This window comes from Cobetia sp. 3AK (assembly GCF_029846335.1).
Taxonomy (GTDB): Bacteria; Pseudomonadota; Gammaproteobacteria; order Pseudomonadales; family Halomonadaceae; genus Cobetia; species Cobetia marina.
This window is the reverse complement of sequence record NZ_JARWKR010000003.1, coordinates 84624-102229: the sequence shown is the minus strand read 5'-3', so window position 1 is coordinate 102229 and position 17606 is coordinate 84624. Positions and strand designations below refer to the sequence as shown.

Here is a 17606-nt window from a genome sequence, read left to right as displayed (position 1 = left end):
GATACCGCTGGCGACTGTCCAGCGTCCTGGTCGACCCCCTCGGTGAGCGTTGCCTCCCGATTCAGGTCCTGTTCTGCCTGAGAGTGTTTTCCCGGCCATTGGCCGGGATTTTTTTGTGTGTCATCCGACAAGGCAATCAGCGTGTTTCGAGACAGCCTTGATCTGCATCATCCGTGGGAGTGTTATTCGTTTGTAAGATTGTCCTGTCAGGATGAGGCGCGTCTGATGCCCTGTCGCGGATGAGACATGCTGGAGATGCCTCGAGATATCCGGGACATCAGCAAGGAATCTGATATTTCTAACATAAAGTGCAATGGAGTCTGCGGCCTCGTGTCTCCATCATGCGCACGCATGCTGAGCCATGTCTGCATGATCCCCTTATCGAGAGCCTGGTCATGACAACGTCACCTCTTGCGCCGAAAAGGAGTTCGCGCATGTTTTCTACTTCAATCCCGACCAGTAATGGTCCTCGCTGCCCCGAGTGCAATGAATCATTGCATTGGCCAGCCTGTGATCTCCCCGATGAGCACCTGTTGAAATGCCCGAATGGTCATGTCCTGTGTTCCATGGGGGACTTCCGATTGGCAGCGCGTGAGATGGCACTCCAGGAAGAGTTTCGTCTGACGCGAGATGGTGCCCGCTCCCATGCGCAACGACGCCCACTGGAGCACTCCGCGAGAAATCGTCAGGATGCCATCGTCAGCGGTGAACGCATCAGCGCGGCTTGAGAGTTCGCGCATTCTGAGGTCTCCAGCTCATTGCAAAGCCCCCGCCCACGCCGGGGGCTTTGCGTTCCTGGCACACGACGCGAGCGGGAAGGGAGTCGTGTGCAGGAGGCAGGCAGCCGCCTCACGGCTGCTCTTCTCGACCTTCGGTGGCAAGCACGCCATGGGGTTGCAAGCAGGATGCCTGCCCCCATGTCTTTCACAACCGCATGGATCCTGCGCACTTCCCGTTCCCCGGGCTTGCGTCGTGGATGCATGCCTTCCAGAGACTGCACAGGAGGCTGTTACATGTCCGATCTATCCGAGGAACTGCGTATCCCCAAGCCGTGCCCCGACTGTGGTAGCAAGCGGATGCGCGTCTCTCAGGTGCACAATCCGGAAGACAAGGTCTTCTGCGCCTCGTGCGGCACTTACGTCTGCCTGTATGCGGATGTGGCCAGGATGCGCGAGGAGGGGGCGTCCAGTGAAGCCGAAGAGCTGCTGGAGCAGGCCGCCAACAAGGGTATCAAGAAGTAACGACATCACCGGGGTATCCGGAGATGCCACGCCCTGAAACGCAAGAGGCCCTCACGTCGGTGAGGGCCTCTTGCGTTTCAGGGCATGGCGCGAATCAGCTTTCGTCAGAGCCTGTCGGCGTCGATGCCTTGGCGATGGCGCCGGTGTTGTCGGCGGCTTCCAGCTTGGCCAGCATGTTCTGTGACTCACGCTTGAAGGCGGCCAGCGCCTTGCCGGACAGTGACTTGTTGTTCGGCAGCTGGACGCGCATGGCATCGACCTGACGATTGTTGACCATCACCTCATAGTGAAGGTGCGGGCCGGTAGAGCGGCCGGTATTGCCGGACAGGGCGATCTTCTCACCCATCTTCACGCGCTCGCCTTTCTTGACCAGAGGTCTGGAGAGGTGCAGGTAGCGGGTCTTGTAGCCATTGTCCATGCGCAGCACGAGGTAGCGGCCCGCCAGCGGGTGATTGCCGACCAGTTCGACCACGCCATCAGCCGTGGACAGGACCGGTGTACCGACGCGAACGGCAAAGTCGGTGCCCTTGTGCGGGCTGATGCGACCAGTGACCGGATGGCGACGGCTCAGGTTGAAGGGCGAGCTGATGCGCGCCTTGTGAGCCAGCGGGTAGCGATTGAAGGCCGGGTCGAGCCCCTTGCCGTCCGGAGTGTAGTAGCGGCCATCGGCGGCATTGCGCACCACGGTCAATGACTTGCGGGTACCCTCGTAGCGGGCGGCCAGAATGCGCGAGTCGGTGCTGGTGCCATCGATCATGTCGGACTCGACCAGCACCTGGAACTTGTCGCCCTTGCGGGTATCGCGACGGAAATCGATCTTCTTGCCCAGTACCTGGGTCAGCTGGGTGACATCCGCCACGCCAAGACCGGTGGCCTCCGCCGAGAGCGAGAAGCTGCCGCTGACGGTACCGGCGAACAGACGCTGGGTCGCTTGAGTGGCCTTCTCTATCTTGGCGACGCTGAAGGAATCCTGCTGAGGGTCACGCTTGACCATGAAGCCGCGACGCGCATCCTTCATGATGCGCAGCGCCAGCAGGTTGCCGTCCTCGTCGAGCTTGTAGTCGAGGCTGTCACCGATACGCCAGTGGGTCAGCACACGCTTGTCCGGCAGCGACTTGATGATGCGGGTGGTCTCGCGATAGCCGAGCCCCAGAGAACGCTCCGCCATCACGGCAAAGGTGTCGCCCGCCTGCACGGTGTAGGTCTGCCATTCCGGGACATAGACTTCCTTGGCTGCCAGTTCGGTCTGCAGCGTCGGGCTCTCGCCCAGCTCGACCGGATCGACGGACAGATCATCGTAGGAGGTCCCGCCGGCCTGCTCATCGGTCGCGGTGGCGATCACCGCCTCGGCCGTCTTCACGGCAGAAGGTGCCAGTGCCACGATCGGGCCGGGCTCAGCCTCACCGGCAGGGTAGTTGGCGTCGGTCAACATCACCGGCATGTCGAAGTCGACATCGATGACCTCACTCGGCGTCAGCGCGGAGAGTGGCACCTCGCCAGCTGCGCTCAGTGCCTGATGCCCCGCATCAAGACTGGCCGTGGCCAGCGGAGCAGGCGTCTGTTGCGCGTGCGCGATGGCAACCGGCAATGCGTTCGTCACCTCCGAGCTGGCATTGGCCAGGTCGATGGCGAGGTGGCGAGAGGCAGGTGAGATCTCTTGAGAGTCCAGAGTTTCAAGAAGCTTGTGAGCGCCCAGCACGGTGACCATTGTGGCAACAGGTAAAAGAAGATACTTGTGCACGCGTGGGAGCGAATGAAGGATTCGCAGCATAGTTGACCGATGATGTGATGAAGTGAACAGAACAGAAGACGACAGATTCGCATCCGAACCTTAACCAAGCTTTTGCGCATTCGATAGGCTGGACACATGTCCAGTATTAGGAATTCAACCCTGTTTTGATCATCAGGGGTCGTGCTAGCGGTGTCTGTTTTATGAGGACAGTCGAAAATCCCGCCATTTTTGCTTAAGAAACGCTGTTCTCACAGTAATATCTGCTTGCTGTTAAATTTTGTAACTTCGTCGAAATATTCTGCAAGTCAGTGCGTACATCACGAGGATAGCGTCCTGTTGTCAGAGGATTGTGACGCAGAGTGGCGAACGTGTTGGCACATGATGCTCTGGCGTCGCAACATGAGATCTCTGAAGGGGGCGAAGATTGTCCAGAGGGACAGCAGGGTGGCGTCGCTCGTGTCGCCCTGTCTCGCCTTTCGTGCGCCCGCGTGGCAACAAGAAATCAGTGGAGAATGTCCGATGTCGTCTCGAGTGACTCTGGCCCAATGGCAGATGCTGGCCGCCGTGGTCGATCATGGCAGTTTTGCCCGAGCCGCCGAGGCCGTGCACAAGAGCCCCTCCACGCTCAATCATGCGGTGCATCGCCTGGAGGCGTTGCTGGGAGTGCCGTTGCTGGAGCCGGTGGGGCGCAACGTGCGCCTGACCGAGGCCGGCGAGATGCTCCTGCGTCGCGCACGCCAGTTGATCGAGAGTGCCAGCGCGCTGGAGGATGTGGCCCAGGCGCTGTCACAAGGCATGGAGAGCGAGATAAGCCTGGCCGTGGACCAGCTGTTTCCCTCGGACCTGCTGGCCCGTGCGTTGGAGGGGTTCTCCGCGGCCTATCCCCAGGTACGGATACAGCTGCACGAAACCACCCTGACGGGTGGCAGTGAGCTCTGGGATGCCGGCCAGGTCGATCTGCTGGTCAGCGCGCTGCCACAGGAAGGGCAGCTTGGTAGCCTGCTGGTGCGGGAAACCTTCGTGGCGGTAGCGGCGCCAAGGCATCCCCTGCATGCGCTGGGACGGCCGCTGGATCTGCGTGACCTCGAACAGCATCGACAGCTGGTGGTGCGCGACAGCAGTCGCTCGACAGGCATGGATGCCGGCTGGCTGAAGGCAGAGGAGCGCTGGACGGTGAGTCATCTGGCGACGTCCGTCGATCTCGCCGAGCGTGGCCTGGGCTTTGCCTGGCTGCCGCGTTCACGAATCTCGCAGGCGCTGACCCAGGGGGCACTCGTGCCCTTGCCCTTGCTCAACGGCGGCGAGCGTGAGATCGACATTCATCTCTACCTGCCTGATGCCGACAGCGCCGGCCCTGGCGTGCGTGCGATGGTCGAGCAGCTGCATCACAGCGTTCAAGGGGGGTGAAGCACTCCTGAGCCACATGAGAAAGCGGCTGGGGATTGGAAAAGCCTCTGGGCGCTACCACCTGTCAAAGAGGCGTCATTCGTTGCGTGCGGGGACCATGGCTCCTCTGCGATCCCTTGAATGGCTATCCTCACCTTGCATGACAGGACATTTCCTCATGGGCTTACTGGTCGATGGCACCTGGCAGAATCGTGGTTACGATACCGACAGCAATGGCGGGGAATTCAAGCGCGAGAGTGTCAGCCTGCGTGACTGGGTCGTACCCCCCGGTGCGGCCGAGCAGGGCCCTGACGGCCAGTCTGCCGTGCCCGCCGAAGTCGGGCGCTATCATCTCTATGTCTCGCTGGCCTGTCCGTGGGCCCACCGTGCGCTGGTGATGCGCTCTCTCAAGGGACTGACGTCGGTCGTGGGCATGTCCTTCACCAGCCCCTACATGCTGGAACATGGCTGGAGCTATCTCGAGGAAGAGGGCTCCAGTGGCGATCCGATCAACGGCGTGCGCTACCACCATCAGCTCTACACCATGACCGACCCGCACTACACCGGCCGTGTCACCGTACCGGCGCTGTGGGATCGCAAGGCGGGGCGCATCGTCAACAACGAATCCGCTGACCTGGTGCGCATCTTCAACGACGCCTTCGATCCGCTGACCGGCAATAACCTGGATTTCTCTCCCGAAGACCTGCGCGGCGAGATCGACGCTCTCAATGCCGAGATCTACGACAAGGTCAACAATGGCGTCTACAAGACCGGTTTTGCCACCCGCCAGCAGGCCTATGAGCGTCACTTCACCGCGCTGTTCGCCTGCCTGGATTCACTGGAACGCCGTCTGGCCGACTCGCGCTATCTGGTCGGTGAGTGGTTGACCGAAGCGGACATCCGCCTCTTCACCACGCTGCTGCGCTTCGATGTCGTCTATCACGGCCACTTCAAGTGCAATCAGCGCCGCATCAGTGACTATCCCAATCTCTCGAATTACCTGCGCGAGCTGTACCAGTGGCCGGGCGTCGCCGAGACCTGCGATCTCGCGCAGATCAAGACCCACTATTACGGCAGTCAGCTGGCGGTGAATCCGACCGGTATCGTGCCCCTCGGCCCGACGCTGGATCTCGAGGCACCGCATGATCGTGAGCGCCTGACAGGGCAGGGCATTCGCCGCCACCACTGAAGCCATCGCTGCCGGGACGAGGCGTTTGGCTTCACGGCCTGGTTCGTCTGGCCTTGGCCAGCCAGCGATCCAGCGCATTGCCGAAGTCGCGCTGCTCGCGCTGGCCATAGGTGGAGGGGCCGCCGGTGTGTTCGCCGCTGGAACGCATGCTCTCCATGAAATCGCGCATCTGAACCTTGGCGCGGATGTTGTTGGCATCCAGTGTCTCGCCGCGGCTCGTCATCACCAGGGCGCCTTTCTCGATCGCCTCCAGCGCCAGCGGCAGGTCGGACGTGATCACCATGTCGCCGGGCCGGGCGCGCTCGACGATCAACTGGTCCGCCGCATCGGCACCGGCAGGGACGGACAGCGCCTTGACATGCACCGAGCGTGGCAGCGGTACCTGATGATTGGCCACGAACCAGGTGGGGGTCGCGGTCCGCTCCGCGGCGCGGACCAGGATGTCGCGCGCCGCGCGCGGGCAGGCGTCAGCATCGACCCACAGCGTGGTGATGGGCTCGGCGGGTGAGGGGGTGGTGGGGTCTTGCACGTCAGTCATGCCGTCTCCTGTCAGAGGGAATTGGCGAGTGTGGCCTGCGCCGACAGACGCCTGGCCTGCGACCAAGGTCAAAAGAAAGGATGCAGAATGCGCGAGGGACTGCTAGAATGCCAGCTCCTCGCATGTAGTGACCCACCATCCTGAGTAGCCGAAGCCGGTGATCGCCTTTCTTGACAGGCCTTCAGACGGTAATTTCGCGCCTCCCGGACCGAGTGGCGTAGCTTGCCCCGAGCCCTCCGTGACCCCTCGATCCTTCGATGTCCGGCCGCCGCGACGCAAGACCCGTCCCAGTCCACAGTGTGCATGATGGAGCGCCCCGAGACTCTCAAGTGGAGAGCCTCTGGTTGCTGTACGGTCGCCGCAGCGTTGTGCCTGATAGCGGAAATGCGTCTGCCATCAGAGCAACCCGGGCCCGTCCATGCCAAGACGTCCAAGCACTCGTACGTTTTTTCTGATGATGCCAGCGCCTCGTGCCTGACGGCATCGCCAGACGGAGCCCTTACGCTTCGTGTCGGTTCAAGCCGACCCATTCTTCAGCTACAAGCTTCACTTGTAGCCATTTAGGTGTGAGATATACATGACCACGACTTCCGTCGTCGATCGCTTCAGCGATCTTGCCCTGCTGCCTGCCGTCCTGACCTCTCTCGAGAAGCTGGGCTACGAAACACCGTCCCCCATCCAGGCCCAGACCATCCCGAGCCTGCTCGATGGCCGTGACATGATCGGTCAGGCCCAGACCGGTACCGGCAAGACTGCGGCCTTCGCTCTGCCGCTGCTGACCCGTCTGGACCTCGACCGCCGCGAGCCGCAGGTTCTCGTGCTGGCTCCGACCCGTGAGCTGGCTCAGCAGGTCGCTGTCAACTTCACTCGTTACGGCCAGTTCATGCGTGGCCTGGAAGTTGCCACCCTGTGTGGTGGTCAGGACTACCGCGAGCAGATGCGCAGCCTGAAGAGCGGCGCCCAGATCGTCGTCGGTACTCCGGGTCGTGTCATCGACCACCTGGATCGCAAGAGCCTGAAGCTCGACGGCCTGTCCGCCCTGGTGCTGGACGAAGCCGACGAGATGCTGCGCATGGGCTTCATCGATGACGTCAAGCGCGTCGTCGCCGATACCCCGAAGGAAGCACAGCGCGTGTTCTTCTCCGCGACGCTTCCGACCGAGATCGAGCGTATCGTCAACCGTTACCTGGTTGACCCGATCAAGGTGGCCATCAAGTCCGAATCCAAGACCGCTTCCACCATCGAGCAGATGATGGTGCGTGTCGAAGGCGGCGCCAAGCTGGAAGCGCTGTCTCGCCTGCTGGAAGTCGAGACCGTCGATGCCGCCATCGTCTTCGTGCGGACTCGTGCCGCCTGTACCACCGTCGTCGAGCAGCTGATGGCTCGCGGTATCTCTGCTGCGGCACTGTCCGGTGATCTGGACCAGTCCCTGCGTGAGCGTACCGTGACGCGTCTGAAGCGTGGCAAGGTCGACGTGCTGGTCGCGACCGACGTCGCCGCTCGTGGTCTGGACGTGGCGCGTATCACCCACGTCTTCAACTACGACCTGCCGGGTGACAGCGAATCCTTCGTGCACCGTACTGGCCGTACCGGTCGTGCCGGTCGTGAAGGTCGCGCCATCACCTTCGTCAGCGGTCGCGAGATGCGCAAGGTTCGCTGGATGGAGCAGGCCCTGGGCCAGCGCATCACCGAACGCCAGCTGCCGAGCGAAGAAGAGATCCGTGCTCACCGTGACGCGGCCTTCCGTGCTCGCGTCGTCGAAGCCCTGGGCAGCAGCTCCAATGGCCACCGCGCCCTGGTGCAGAGCCTGATCGAGGAAGGTCATGATCCGGTCGAGCTGGCCGCGGTCTTCGTCAAGATGGCTCGCGCCGAAGAGACGCCGATCCAGTCCCTGCCGAAGCCGGGTGCGCGTCGCAACGAGCGTCCTGAGCGCGGCGAGCGTCCGGAACGTGGTGAGCGTCGCAACTCTGCGCCGGTCGCACGTGAAGGCATGAAGCTCTACCGTGTGGCCGTCGGCCATCGTGACGGCGTCAAGCCGGGCCAGCTGGTTGGCGCTCTCGCCAACGAAGGTGGCATCGAAGGTTCGCGCATCGGTCGCATCGACATCCGCAACACGCACAGTGTCGTGGAACTGCCGAGCGGTCTGCCGACCAGCATCGTGTCCAAGATGGCGCGCGCTCGCGTCGCTGGCCGTCCGCTGGAACTGGCAGAAGACGGTGCGGGCGCTCGTCCGCAGCGCCGTGAAGGTGGCAACGACGACCGTCGTCGCGCCTGATCAGGCCTGAGTCTGGCCGGCGCTGAACACAGTGCTGGCCACGGCTTCTGAAAAGACCGGTACCTCTCACGAGGTGCCGGTTTTTTTGTGCCTGGACGAAAGGCGCCACAGGGGCTGGTATCCTGTTCTGGCATAGCGGTGGAGCGTCCACCGTCCATCATTTCCCGAGGATGCCCACATGATCTCTTCACTCGATGCCCTGCGCCGTGGCCTGAAGGCCGCGCCCGCCCGCCAGCTGATACTGTGCGCTCTGCTGGCGACACCCTGGTTGTCGCTCAGCGCGGCCCACGCCGAGTCCGGCATGCCCGCCAGCAGCGCCACGCCGGAGATTCGCGTCCCGCTGGTCTCGCTGGAGGCCCTGCGGCTGTCACCGGTGGTCACGCCGCAGGGCGAGGTGCTGGGTCGGGTCGAGGATGTGCTCAGTGATACGCGTGGCCAGATCCATCGTCTGTTGATCCGTCCGGAAGGCGGTGACAAGGCGGCCAGCATCGACTTCGCGCGCTTCACTCGTGAAGCCGTCAGTGATCCGCTCGCCGCCACGGCCCCCGGCGACATCCGCTACCGCCTGGTGCTCGACATGACGCCGGAGCAGCTGGCGGCACGCGCGGATCAACCGCTTTCCAATCGGCTCTCGCGTCAGCTGGAACGCGGCATGGGGGAGGTCGGCAACGGGCTGGACAGCTTCCGCAACCAGGCGGCGGAGGTGCTGCGCTCACTGGGCAAGCAACTTGAAGGTGAGGGCGATCGATAGCATCTGAGAGGGAGAGACCCGCAACCGCCGTGAGGGAATGCATGAGTAAGTGCATGAGTGAGTGGACGACAGCACTGCACGATTGGAATCTCGACCCTGCCGACGCCGTTGCCATGCAACGCGAAATGGCGACGCGACTGACGCTGACGCCGCCCTGGGGAGCAAGCTCCGAGGACTGGCCGGCGACCATCACGGGGGTCGATATCGGCTTCGAGGATGCAGGCGAGGTGACACGTGCGGCGGTGGTGACGCTGGATCTGGCGACGCTGGAACCCCTCGAGCAGCAGCTGATCCGTCAGCCGACCCGCATGCCCTACATTCCGGGCCTGCTGTCATTTCGGGAGCTGCCCGCTGCCATCGCCGCCATTGAGGCACTCGAGCGGCCGCCCGAATGCCTGATGGTGGACGGTCACGGCATCGCCCATCCGCGCCGCCTGGGCGTGGCGGCGCATCTTGGCCTGTGGTGTGACCTGCCGTCCTTCGGAGTGGCCAAGAAGCGTCTGTGCGGCAAGCATGGCGAGCCGGGCGATGCGCGTGGTGACTGGGTCGCGTTGACGGATCGCGTACGCGAGGCGGATGCCGAGCTCGGCATCATCGAGGACACCGAGCTGCCCAGACGCGAACAGCGCAGCCAGCTGGGCGCCGTGCTGCGCTCACGCGCGAAGGTCAAGCCGGTGTTCGTCTCGCCGGGCCAGCGCATGAATCTGGAGACGGCGCTTTCGATGACCCTGCACTGTCTGGGCAAGACCAAGCTGCCCGAGCCGACCCGACTGGCGGATCAGCTTGCCAGCCGGCGTCTCAAGCGGCTCCGTGATGCCTAGCTTCGCATTACCTGTCTTCGCGTTATCTGTCTCTGCGTTATCTGTCTCTGCGTTATCTGTCTTTGCGAGGCCTGGCGACGCTTAGCCTTCGATTTCCAGACGGCTCTGACCGTTGCCCGAGGGGCGCACCGCGATACGCACCGGAATGCGTTCATGCATCTCGGCCACATGCGAGATGACCCCGACGCGACGGCCGCTGGCCTGCAGGCCATCCAATGCCTCCATCGCCAGCGCCAGCGAATCCGGGTCGAGACTGCCGAAGCCCTCATCGATGAACAGCGATTCGATGCGCAGCTCGCCGGAGGCCATGCCCGCCAGGCCCAGCGCCAGTGCCAGCGAGACAAGGAAGGTCTCGCCGCCGGACAGCGAGTGAACGCTGCGCAGCTCGTCCCCCATCTCGGTATCCACCACCACCAGCCCCAGCGGGCTGGCGCCGCGGGCCAGACGATAGCGACGTGCCAGATTGGTCAGGTGCAGATTGGCATGCTCGATCAGGCGCTCGAGATTGAAGGCTTGGGCGATGGTGCGGAACCTGGCGCCGCTGGCGCTGCCGATCAGCTCCGACAGCGCCCCCCAGCGCTGATGTTCGGCCCGCGCGGCTGCGAGACGCTCGGCAAGCGCGGCGCTGCCACTGCGGCGCTGATCATCATTGAGTATCGCTGCCTGTGCCGTCTGATGGGCCTCGCGCACGGCATCGAGCGGTGCCTTGAGTGCCGTGATCAGACTGGCCAGCGCCTCGCCAAGCTCGCGGGTGTCGTCCTCGGGCCCTGGCGGCGCATCCGTCAGTGTGCCAGCGGCTCCTTCTTCCGGGGCCTCCTGCAAGCGGGCCTGCAGACCAGCATGCACCGCCAATGCCTGCTCGGCCTGGCCGCGAATGACGCCGAGCTCTTCAGCTCCTGATGCACCGTCTCCCGCGGTACCGTCTGCCTGCGTATCGTCTCCAGTCGTGTCCTCGGCGGGCGCTGCCAGCTGTTCGAGTGCTGCCTGCCAGTCGGAGCTCCGAGCGGCCTGCCAGTGTTTGAGCTGACGCGCATTGCGCTCCTCACACAGGGCATCCGCGCGTGCGACTCGCTCGTGGGCGCTACGCAGTTGCTGGCGCAGTGCCTGCAGGTCGTGATCCTCGACGGCCAGCAACTCCTCGATACGCGCGTCATCCAGGCCAGGGTTCTCGGCCTGCCAATGCGCGCGTTCACTGTCGAGCGCGCGCTGCTCCTCTTGCAGCTCCGTCTGGCGTTGCTGCAGGTTGGCCTGCTGCTGCGTCAGCTGCTGTTGCTGGTCGCTCAGCTCTTGCAGCGCCTGACGCGCATCCTCCTGCTCATTGCGCATGCGGGTGGTCAGCGATTCGACCCAGTCGGACCAGTCGCTCACGCTGGCATGCTGTCGCCTGGGGTCTGCGCTCAGCTGCTGGGCAAGCGTGCCGCTCAGCTGCTCGATCTCGCTCGCCAGCGCCGCGATGCGTGCCTCACACTGCTGAAGCTGCGCTTCGCCATGCTGGCATTGCGTCGTCAGCGTGGCGTGGCGTGTCGCCAGTGCCTGGCGTTGCTCCCGCAGCGGCGTCAGCTGACGCAGCGTCGTCACCAGCGCGTTCTGACGGGCGTCCAGTTCGCCAAGGCGCTGCTCGATCAGTTCCAGTGCTCGTGCGGCAGGCAGCTGGGGCAGGGACTCAAGCAGCGGCTGCTCTGACAGCGAATGCCGAGCCAGAATGTCGGTCAGGTTCGACTGACAGGTCTGCGCCTGCTGCTGCAGACGTTGTCGTTCCGTATGCAGCTGCGCCTGTTCCTGCTGCAGATAGCCGAGCTGCTGCTCGAGACGTGCGTGCTCGTGACTGGCCGCCTCCATGGCGTGCTGCGCGGTGGCCGTGGCCTGTCGGCGCTGTTCAAGGCGCTCGCGGGCCTGCTGTTCCAGCTGAGCGATCAGCGCCTCGGCCGGCGCGGCCTGGCCGGCGGCGGGGTGCTCATGGCTGCCACATACCGGACATTCCTCGCCATGGACCAGCCCACGGCGCAGCGCCATCACGTTGTCGCTGCGTGCCAGACGCTCCTGCTCCTGCTGGCGGCGCTCGGCGTCTTCCTCGTGGCGCGCCTGATCACGGGCCTGCAATGCCTGGGCCTGCCGGGCAGCCACATCGCGCAACGCCTGTTGCTGCCGAGGCAGCTGCTGCTCCAGCTCGACAAGGCGCTGCTGGACCTCATCACGGCGGGCCAGGCCATTGATCTGCTCGCTGAGCACAGGTTTCAGCTGCAGCAATGCATCGCGCTGACGCTGCAGCTGGTCCCGATGGTCTTCGGCATCGCTCAGCGGCTGACCGGACTCGTCGACCAGCGTCGCCTGCAGCTGCTGGAGTTGATGATCCAGCTGCTGGCGCTGTCGATCCTGTGTCTCCAGCTCCTGCTGATGGTGGCCGAGCGTGTCGCGCAGGCGTTGCTGTTCATTCTGCTGGCTGACATGTGTCTCGCGCTGTTGCGCCAGACGCGAGGCCACCTGACGGGCCTCTTCCAGCTTGGGCAGTTGCTCGCCACGCCAGGTCTCGCAGCGCTGCATGCGTTCATCGGCGGCCTGCTTGTCGGCCCGGGCCTGCTCGGTGCGTGGTGACAGAGTGCCGAGCTGTTGCTGTACTCGGGTGAGCTGCGTGGTCAGCTGGGCATGCTGCGGCGCGATCGCCTTGAGGCGCAGCAGGGCAGGGCGAATCGGTGCGAGGGCTTCCAGGGCGCTGAGTTGCTCGCGCTGACGGGATAGCGCAGCACTGGCGGCGTGAGCCTCCTTCTGTTCGAGCTGTGCCTGACCCAAGGCCTGTTCGAGCTCGCCCGCTGTGGTGGTCCACTGGTGATAGGCCGTCAGCGCATCATGGTGTTCGCTGAGGCGGGTCATGGCCGTCTGGCGTAGACGGACCTCATCTTCGAGTGCCTGGCGCTCGTCCGGGCTTGCCGGCAGCTGGCCATCCAGCTGGCGTTCGAGCTCGTTGACGGCCTCGCGGGCGCTGCGCTCACGCTCGTGGGCGGCGATCGAGATATCGGAGTAGTGGCCGGTGTCGGTCAGTTTCTCCAGCAGCTCCGAGCGCTCGTTGTCGTTGGCGCGCAGGAAAGCGCTGAACTCGCTCTGGGCCAGCAGCACGGCGCGGGTGAACTGCTCGAAGTTCAGTCCCAGTCTGTCGATGATCAACGCCTTGGCGTCATTGCTGGTGGTATTGAGGGTCTGAGCTGACTGGGTGTCATCGGCCGTGGGCAGCAGCTGGAGATGTTGCTTGGCGTTCTGCAGGCGTCCGCCGGGCTTGCCGCGCGCGCGGCTGACCGTCCAGCCGGCGCGATAGCGCAGGCCATCGCGGCCGATGAAGTCCACCTCGGCCTTGCCTTCGCCGCAGCCGCGCCGGAGCAGGCTGCGCGGGTCCTTGAGCGTCAGCTGATGCTCGCCGACATCCTCCAGCTGACCGCCGCTCGGGGTCTGGCGCAGGCGTGGCGTGGTGCCGTATAGCGCCAGACACAGGGCATCGAGCAACGTGCTCTTGCCGGCCCCGGTGGGGCCGGTGATGGCGAACAGGCCCGCATCGGACAGCGGCGCCTTCTCGAAGTCGACTTCATGCGCGCCGGCCAGTGAGGCCAGGTTGTCGAGGCGCAGGGCGAGAATTTTCATGCCTGACCTCCCTTGGCCTTGTCTGCCGAGGCTGTCTTGTCGTCCTGGCGACTGGGCTTGGTGGCCTTGCTCGGTTCCCCTGCCAGGCGTGCCTCACGCGCGATCTCGACCTCCTCGAGCAGCTGGGCGAAATCCTCGATCAGTGACGGGGCCGGCTCGCTGTCATAGGTGGCGCGATAGTGGCGCTCGAACAGCCCCATCGGCCCCAGTTCATCGAGCTTCACGCCCTTGGGCGCGCGATTCTCGGCGCTGGGCGCCGGATAGCGGGTGACCAGCTTGATCAGCCGCAGCGGCGCGTCTTCCAGCAGTACCTCGATGCGCGCGCGCAGGTCGATGACGGGCGCTTCCAGCTGCACGCTTACCTCAAGCCACGGCCAGCGTGCCGACTCGAGTTCACGGTCTGCCTCGGCGACCAGCGCCGTGAGCTGGGCGGTGATCTCGGTCAGCGGTGCCGGTCCGATGCGCGTGAGCGCGACATGGCAGGGCACGCGATGCTCCTCGACGCCCGCGAGTGTCTCGTCTTCGAGAGTGATCTCCAGCACGCGGTGACCGTAATCGACCTCGGAGAAGTCCATCGCCAGCGGCGTGCCGCAATAGCGGATACGCTCCTGGCCGCCCACGCGTTGCGGACGATGCAGGTGGCCGAGCGCCACATAGGCGATGTCGTCGGGGAACAGGCTGGTCGAGAGCGCCTCTTCGCCTCCCATCAGGATCGGACGCTCGCTGTTCTCGGAGACCTCGCCGTCTCGCATGTGCGCATGGCCCATGGCGATCAGCGCCTCGCCGGGCTGGCGGGCGGCACGCGCCGCGCTGACCAGCTGCTCGTGCACACGGGCCACTCCCGCGCGATAGGCCTCGCTGCGGGTGCGCTCAGGCTTGTTCACGTCCTGCGACTCATCCTCGCCAGCTCCCAGGCCGGTGACCTCGGCCGGGCGCAGAAAGGGCACCGCCAGACACAGGGCGCGGCGCTTGCCGTCACGATCATGCAACGGCACCAGCAGATGCTGACAGTCGAGATGGTGGGCATCCCCTTTGTCGGCAGAATCATCGACCCAGCGCACACGGCCCAACGCATGGGTCTTGAGGCGGGCCAGCAGGGCAGCCGGCAGCTCGATGCGTGAGCCGGAGTCATGATTGCCGGCGATCATCACGATCTCGAGCGCCGCGTCCTGCTCGTGGGCGCGCACGATGAAGTCGTAGAGCAGCTCCTGGGCGGCGAGGCTCGGATTGACCACATCGAACAGATCACCGGCGATCAGCAGGGCGTCCGGGGTCAGACACTTGAGCCGTGCCAGCAGCCAGTCGAGAAAGGCGGCATGTTCGACATGGCGACTCTGGCCATGGAAGCTCTGGCCGAGATGCCAGTCCGAGGTATGCAGAAAGCGGAAGCTCACGATGCGTTCCTTGCGATGTCAGAAGGAGAATCACGAACCCGGTCGAGCTGACGTCCGAGTCTGGATGTGCTCAGTGTACGGATTGCGTCTGGTCGGGCGAAGGGGAGGGCATCATGTGTCGTGCATCTGGAGCGCATTTTCAGGCAGTTGATCTGGATCAATCCCGTTCACGGGCAAAATCGACAAAAGTCGCTACGCTGAAAGTCGAGGCCTGTGTCGAAATCCGACAAGCCCCGGCGATGGCAGCGTCAGGGTGGCTTCAGAAAGGCAGGAATCGATGGACGACCAATGAACAACAATCAGGCCGGCAACATGGGAAGCCGTTGCCGATGCCCAGAGATGACAGGAAGGAATCGCAATGCGCCACGGTCTTTTTGCCTCACCTCGCCCCGATAACCTCGGCCTGCATGATGGGCTGCTGGCACCACCCCCGAGTACCCCCAACGGGGTCAGCTCCCAGGCCTCCGACAGCAAGCATTACGTAGCGCCGCTCCCGATGCCGACGGACTGTTGCCTGAGCGCGATGGAGAAGATGCACAGCATCATCGAATCCATGGGTCATGCGGAAATCATCAGTACGGATGACGGTTATCTGCATGCGGAATTCCACACGCCCCTGCTGGGCTTCGTCGATGACGTGGAAATCGTCTGCAATGAACAGGAAGGCGTCTGTCATGTACGCAGCGTGTCACGCATGGGACATTCCGACCTCGGCAAGAATCGTCAGCGGGTCGAGGATATCCGTCATCGTCTCGAAGGCTGGGGTTACTGCAGCTGAAGCTGCCCCGAGAAGGGCATCGCTCACGTCGATGCGCCATCTTCACCTCGCCAATGCACCTGTGTGTCTCCCGACGACTTCCCATCACCCCGGTCGGCCTGTTCAGGCGCCGGGGTGTTTCGTCTGCGTCTTTCGTGCCTGATCTGCCTGGCCGGGCTTTCATGTCCCTTCGCGCGCTTGCGACATTTCGTGTCCCTCGCTGCAGAAACCGCCCGTAATCCGTGAGCGGGCGCTACCCAGCCACGGGCGTGTTTGCTACTCTGGGTGCGTTACATGAGACGCATGACTGCATCGAGCAATATTGTGTTTTTCGCAATACAGTGATGCAGCGTACGCTGGCAGGATTCCGCACCATCGCCACGCCCGGGGCAACCCCGGTGCTTTCCGCCATTGCGCTCGCTAGAACGCCTGTAAGTGGCGTCTGCGAGGCTTGTGCTGAAAGACGACACGACAACAAGATGCGCGACGCGTGAATCACTCTTGACCATCGCTGGACACCAGCCCCCGCTAACACAGAGATCCATGAACGATTCCGTCCCCGCAGCGGGCTCAGCCACCGCTGCCCACGATTTGCCCAACGAAAATTCGCTCAAGCGTGGTGACATCAAGGTACTTGGCCTGTCCGCACTCGGCGGCGCCCTCGAGTTCTATGACTTCGTCATCTTCGTGTTCTTCGCCACCGTCGTCGGTCAGCTGTTCTTCCCGCCCGACATTCCCGAATGGCTACGTCAGGTGCAGACCTTCGGTATCTTCGCCGCCGGTTACCTGGCGCGCCCGCTGGGCGGCATCATCATGGCCCACTTCGGCGATACGCTGGGTCGCAAGAAGATGTTCACGCTGTCCATCTTCATGATGTCGTTGCCGACCCTGCTGATGGGCATGCTGCCGACCTATGCCGTCATCGGCATGTGGGCGCCGCTGCTGCTGATCATCCTGCGCATCTTCCAGGGTGCGGCAGTCGGCGGTGAGGTGCCGGGGGCCTGGGTGTTCGTCAGCGAACACGTCGCACCGCGTCACAATGGTCTGGCCTGCGGCACCCTGTCGATGGGGCTGGTGGGCGGCATCCTGCTGGGCTCGCTGATGGCCAGTGCCATCAACAGTGTCTATACCCCCGAAGAGGTGAGTGATTTCGCCTGGCGGATTCCATTCATCATCGGTGGCGTGTTCGGGCTGTTCTCGGTCTACCTGCGTCGCTGGTTGCACGAGACCCCGGTCTTCGCCGAGATGCAGCAGAAGAAGGCGCTGGCCGCCGAGCTGCCCTTGAAGATGATCCTGCGTGAACAGCGTCCGGCGATTGCCGTGGCGATGGCCGTCACCTGGGTGCTGACCGCCGCCATCGTGGTCGTGATCCTGATGACGCCGAGCCTGATCGCGGAGCTCGAGGGGCTGACTCGTGCCGCTGCCTTCTCCGCCAACAGTCTGGCGATCGTGGCGGTGTGCATCGGCTGCATCGTGTCCGGTTACATGGTCGATCGCATCGGTGCCGGGGTGACTCTGGTGCTGTGGAGCGCTCTGCTGGGCATCACCTACTGGGTCTTCCTGGCCACCATGCACTCGGACCCCAGCCTGCTGGTGCCGCTCTACTGCCTGACCGGCTTCAGCGTCGGCATCGTCGGCGCGGTGCCGAGCATCGCGATCCGCGGCTTCCCGCCGGCAGTGCGCTTCACCGGGCTGTCGTTCTCCTACAATGTCGCCTACGCCATCTTCGGTGGCTTCACGCCGATTCTGGTCTCGCTGATGATGACCGTCTCGCCGCTGTCGCCCACCTGGTACGTGGCGGCGCTGTCGCTGATGGGCGTGGTGCTGGGTCTGTGGCTGGCGCTCAGTCCGCGCGGCCGCGAGCTGATGGAAATCACGCGCTGAGCAGAGCACTG

At 63.9% G+C, this 17606-nt stretch carries 13 protein-coding genes; 9 read left to right on the top strand and 4 right to left on the bottom strand.

The features are described from left to right. Window positions 1-434 precede the first annotated feature (434 nt). Complete coding sequence (locus QD228_RS05220) at window positions 435-728, top strand: hypothetical protein (RefSeq protein ID WP_136939025.1); 294 nt, start codon at window positions 435-437, stop codon at window positions 726-728. 285 nt (window positions 729-1013) lie between these two features. Beyond that, window positions 1014-1241, top strand: coding sequence for a hypothetical protein (locus tag QD228_RS05215; RefSeq protein ID WP_077379159.1), 228 nt, complete (start codon window positions 1014-1016; stop codon window positions 1239-1241). A gap of 94 nt (window positions 1242-1335) precedes the next feature. On the opposite strand, the gene QD228_RS05210 is transcribed toward QD228_RS05215, so the two are convergent. Then, the gene (locus tag QD228_RS05210; protein ID WP_240704272.1) at window positions 1336-2949 is read right to left on the bottom strand and encodes a peptidoglycan DD-metalloendopeptidase family protein; all 1614 of its coding nucleotides are present in this window, start codon (window positions 2947-2949) and stop codon (window positions 1336-1338) included. Between the two features lie 543 nt (window positions 2950-3492). On the opposite strand from QD228_RS05210, the gene QD228_RS05205 reads away from it, so the two are divergent. Continuing rightward, window positions 3493-4380: a LysR family transcriptional regulator gene (locus tag QD228_RS05205; protein WP_077379163.1), complete on the top strand. Its 888-nt coding sequence runs from the start codon at window positions 3493-3495 to the stop codon at window positions 4378-4380. 157 nt (window positions 4381-4537) lie between these two features. Then, entirely contained in the window at window positions 4538-5548 is a 1011-nt protein-coding gene (locus QD228_RS05200) for a glutathione S-transferase family protein (protein ID WP_279874693.1), read from the top strand. Window positions 5549-5579: 31 nt separating this feature from the next. Here the strand turns inward: QD228_RS05200 and QD228_RS05195 are convergent, their stop codons facing one another. Next, complete coding sequence (locus QD228_RS05195; protein WP_191236568.1) at window positions 5580-6086, bottom strand: YaiI/YqxD family protein; 507 nt, start codon at window positions 6084-6086, stop codon at window positions 5580-5582. Window positions 6087-6663: 577 nt separating this feature from the next. On the opposite strand from QD228_RS05195, the gene QD228_RS05190 reads away from it, so the two are divergent. The 3 genes from QD228_RS05190 to nfi all read left to right on the top strand — a co-directional run bounded on the left by QD228_RS05190 (window position 6664) and on the right by nfi (window position 9933). After that, window positions 6664-8361: a DEAD/DEAH box helicase gene (locus tag QD228_RS05190; RefSeq protein ID WP_271302404.1), complete on the top strand. Its 1698-nt coding sequence runs from the start codon at window positions 6664-6666 to the stop codon at window positions 8359-8361. Window positions 8362-8539: 178 nt separating this feature from the next. Further along, complete coding sequence (locus QD228_RS05185; RefSeq protein WP_279874690.1) at window positions 8540-9112, top strand: PRC-barrel domain-containing protein; 573 nt, start codon at window positions 8540-8542, stop codon at window positions 9110-9112. A gap of 53 nt (window positions 9113-9165) precedes the next feature. Further along, window positions 9166-9933 (top strand): deoxyribonuclease V, encoded by a 768-nt coding sequence (gene nfi / locus QD228_RS05180; protein WP_279874688.1) that lies wholly within the window; start codon window positions 9166-9168, stop codon window positions 9931-9933. Between the two features lie 81 nt (window positions 9934-10014). On the opposite strand, the gene QD228_RS05175 is transcribed toward nfi, so the two are convergent. Further along, the gene (locus QD228_RS05175; protein WP_279874686.1) at window positions 10015-13560 is read right to left on the bottom strand and encodes an AAA family ATPase; all 3546 of its coding nucleotides are present in this window, start codon (window positions 13558-13560) and stop codon (window positions 10015-10017) included. After that, window positions 13557-14954: an exonuclease SbcCD subunit D C-terminal domain-containing protein gene (locus tag QD228_RS05170; RefSeq protein ID WP_279874683.1), complete on the bottom strand. Its 1398-nt coding sequence runs from the start codon at window positions 14952-14954 to the stop codon at window positions 13557-13559. The genes QD228_RS05175 and QD228_RS05170 overlap by 4 nt, the downstream gene beginning before the upstream one ends. 358 nt (window positions 14955-15312) lie before the next feature. Between QD228_RS05170 and QD228_RS05165 the strand changes: the two genes are divergently transcribed. Together QD228_RS05165 and QD228_RS05160 are read left to right on the top strand one after the other, a co-directional pair. Beyond that, window positions 15313-15732 carry a DUF1499 domain-containing protein gene (locus QD228_RS05165; protein ID WP_279874681.1) on the top strand — a complete coding sequence of 140 codons (420 nt, stop codon included), beginning with the start codon at window positions 15313-15315 and terminating at the stop codon, window positions 15730-15732. Window positions 15733-16254: 522 nt separating this feature from the next. Continuing rightward, window positions 16255-17595 carry an MFS transporter gene (locus tag QD228_RS05160; RefSeq protein WP_271302409.1) on the top strand — a complete coding sequence of 447 codons (1341 nt, stop codon included), beginning with the start codon at window positions 16255-16257 and terminating at the stop codon, window positions 17593-17595. Window positions 17596-17606 lie beyond the last annotated feature (11 nt).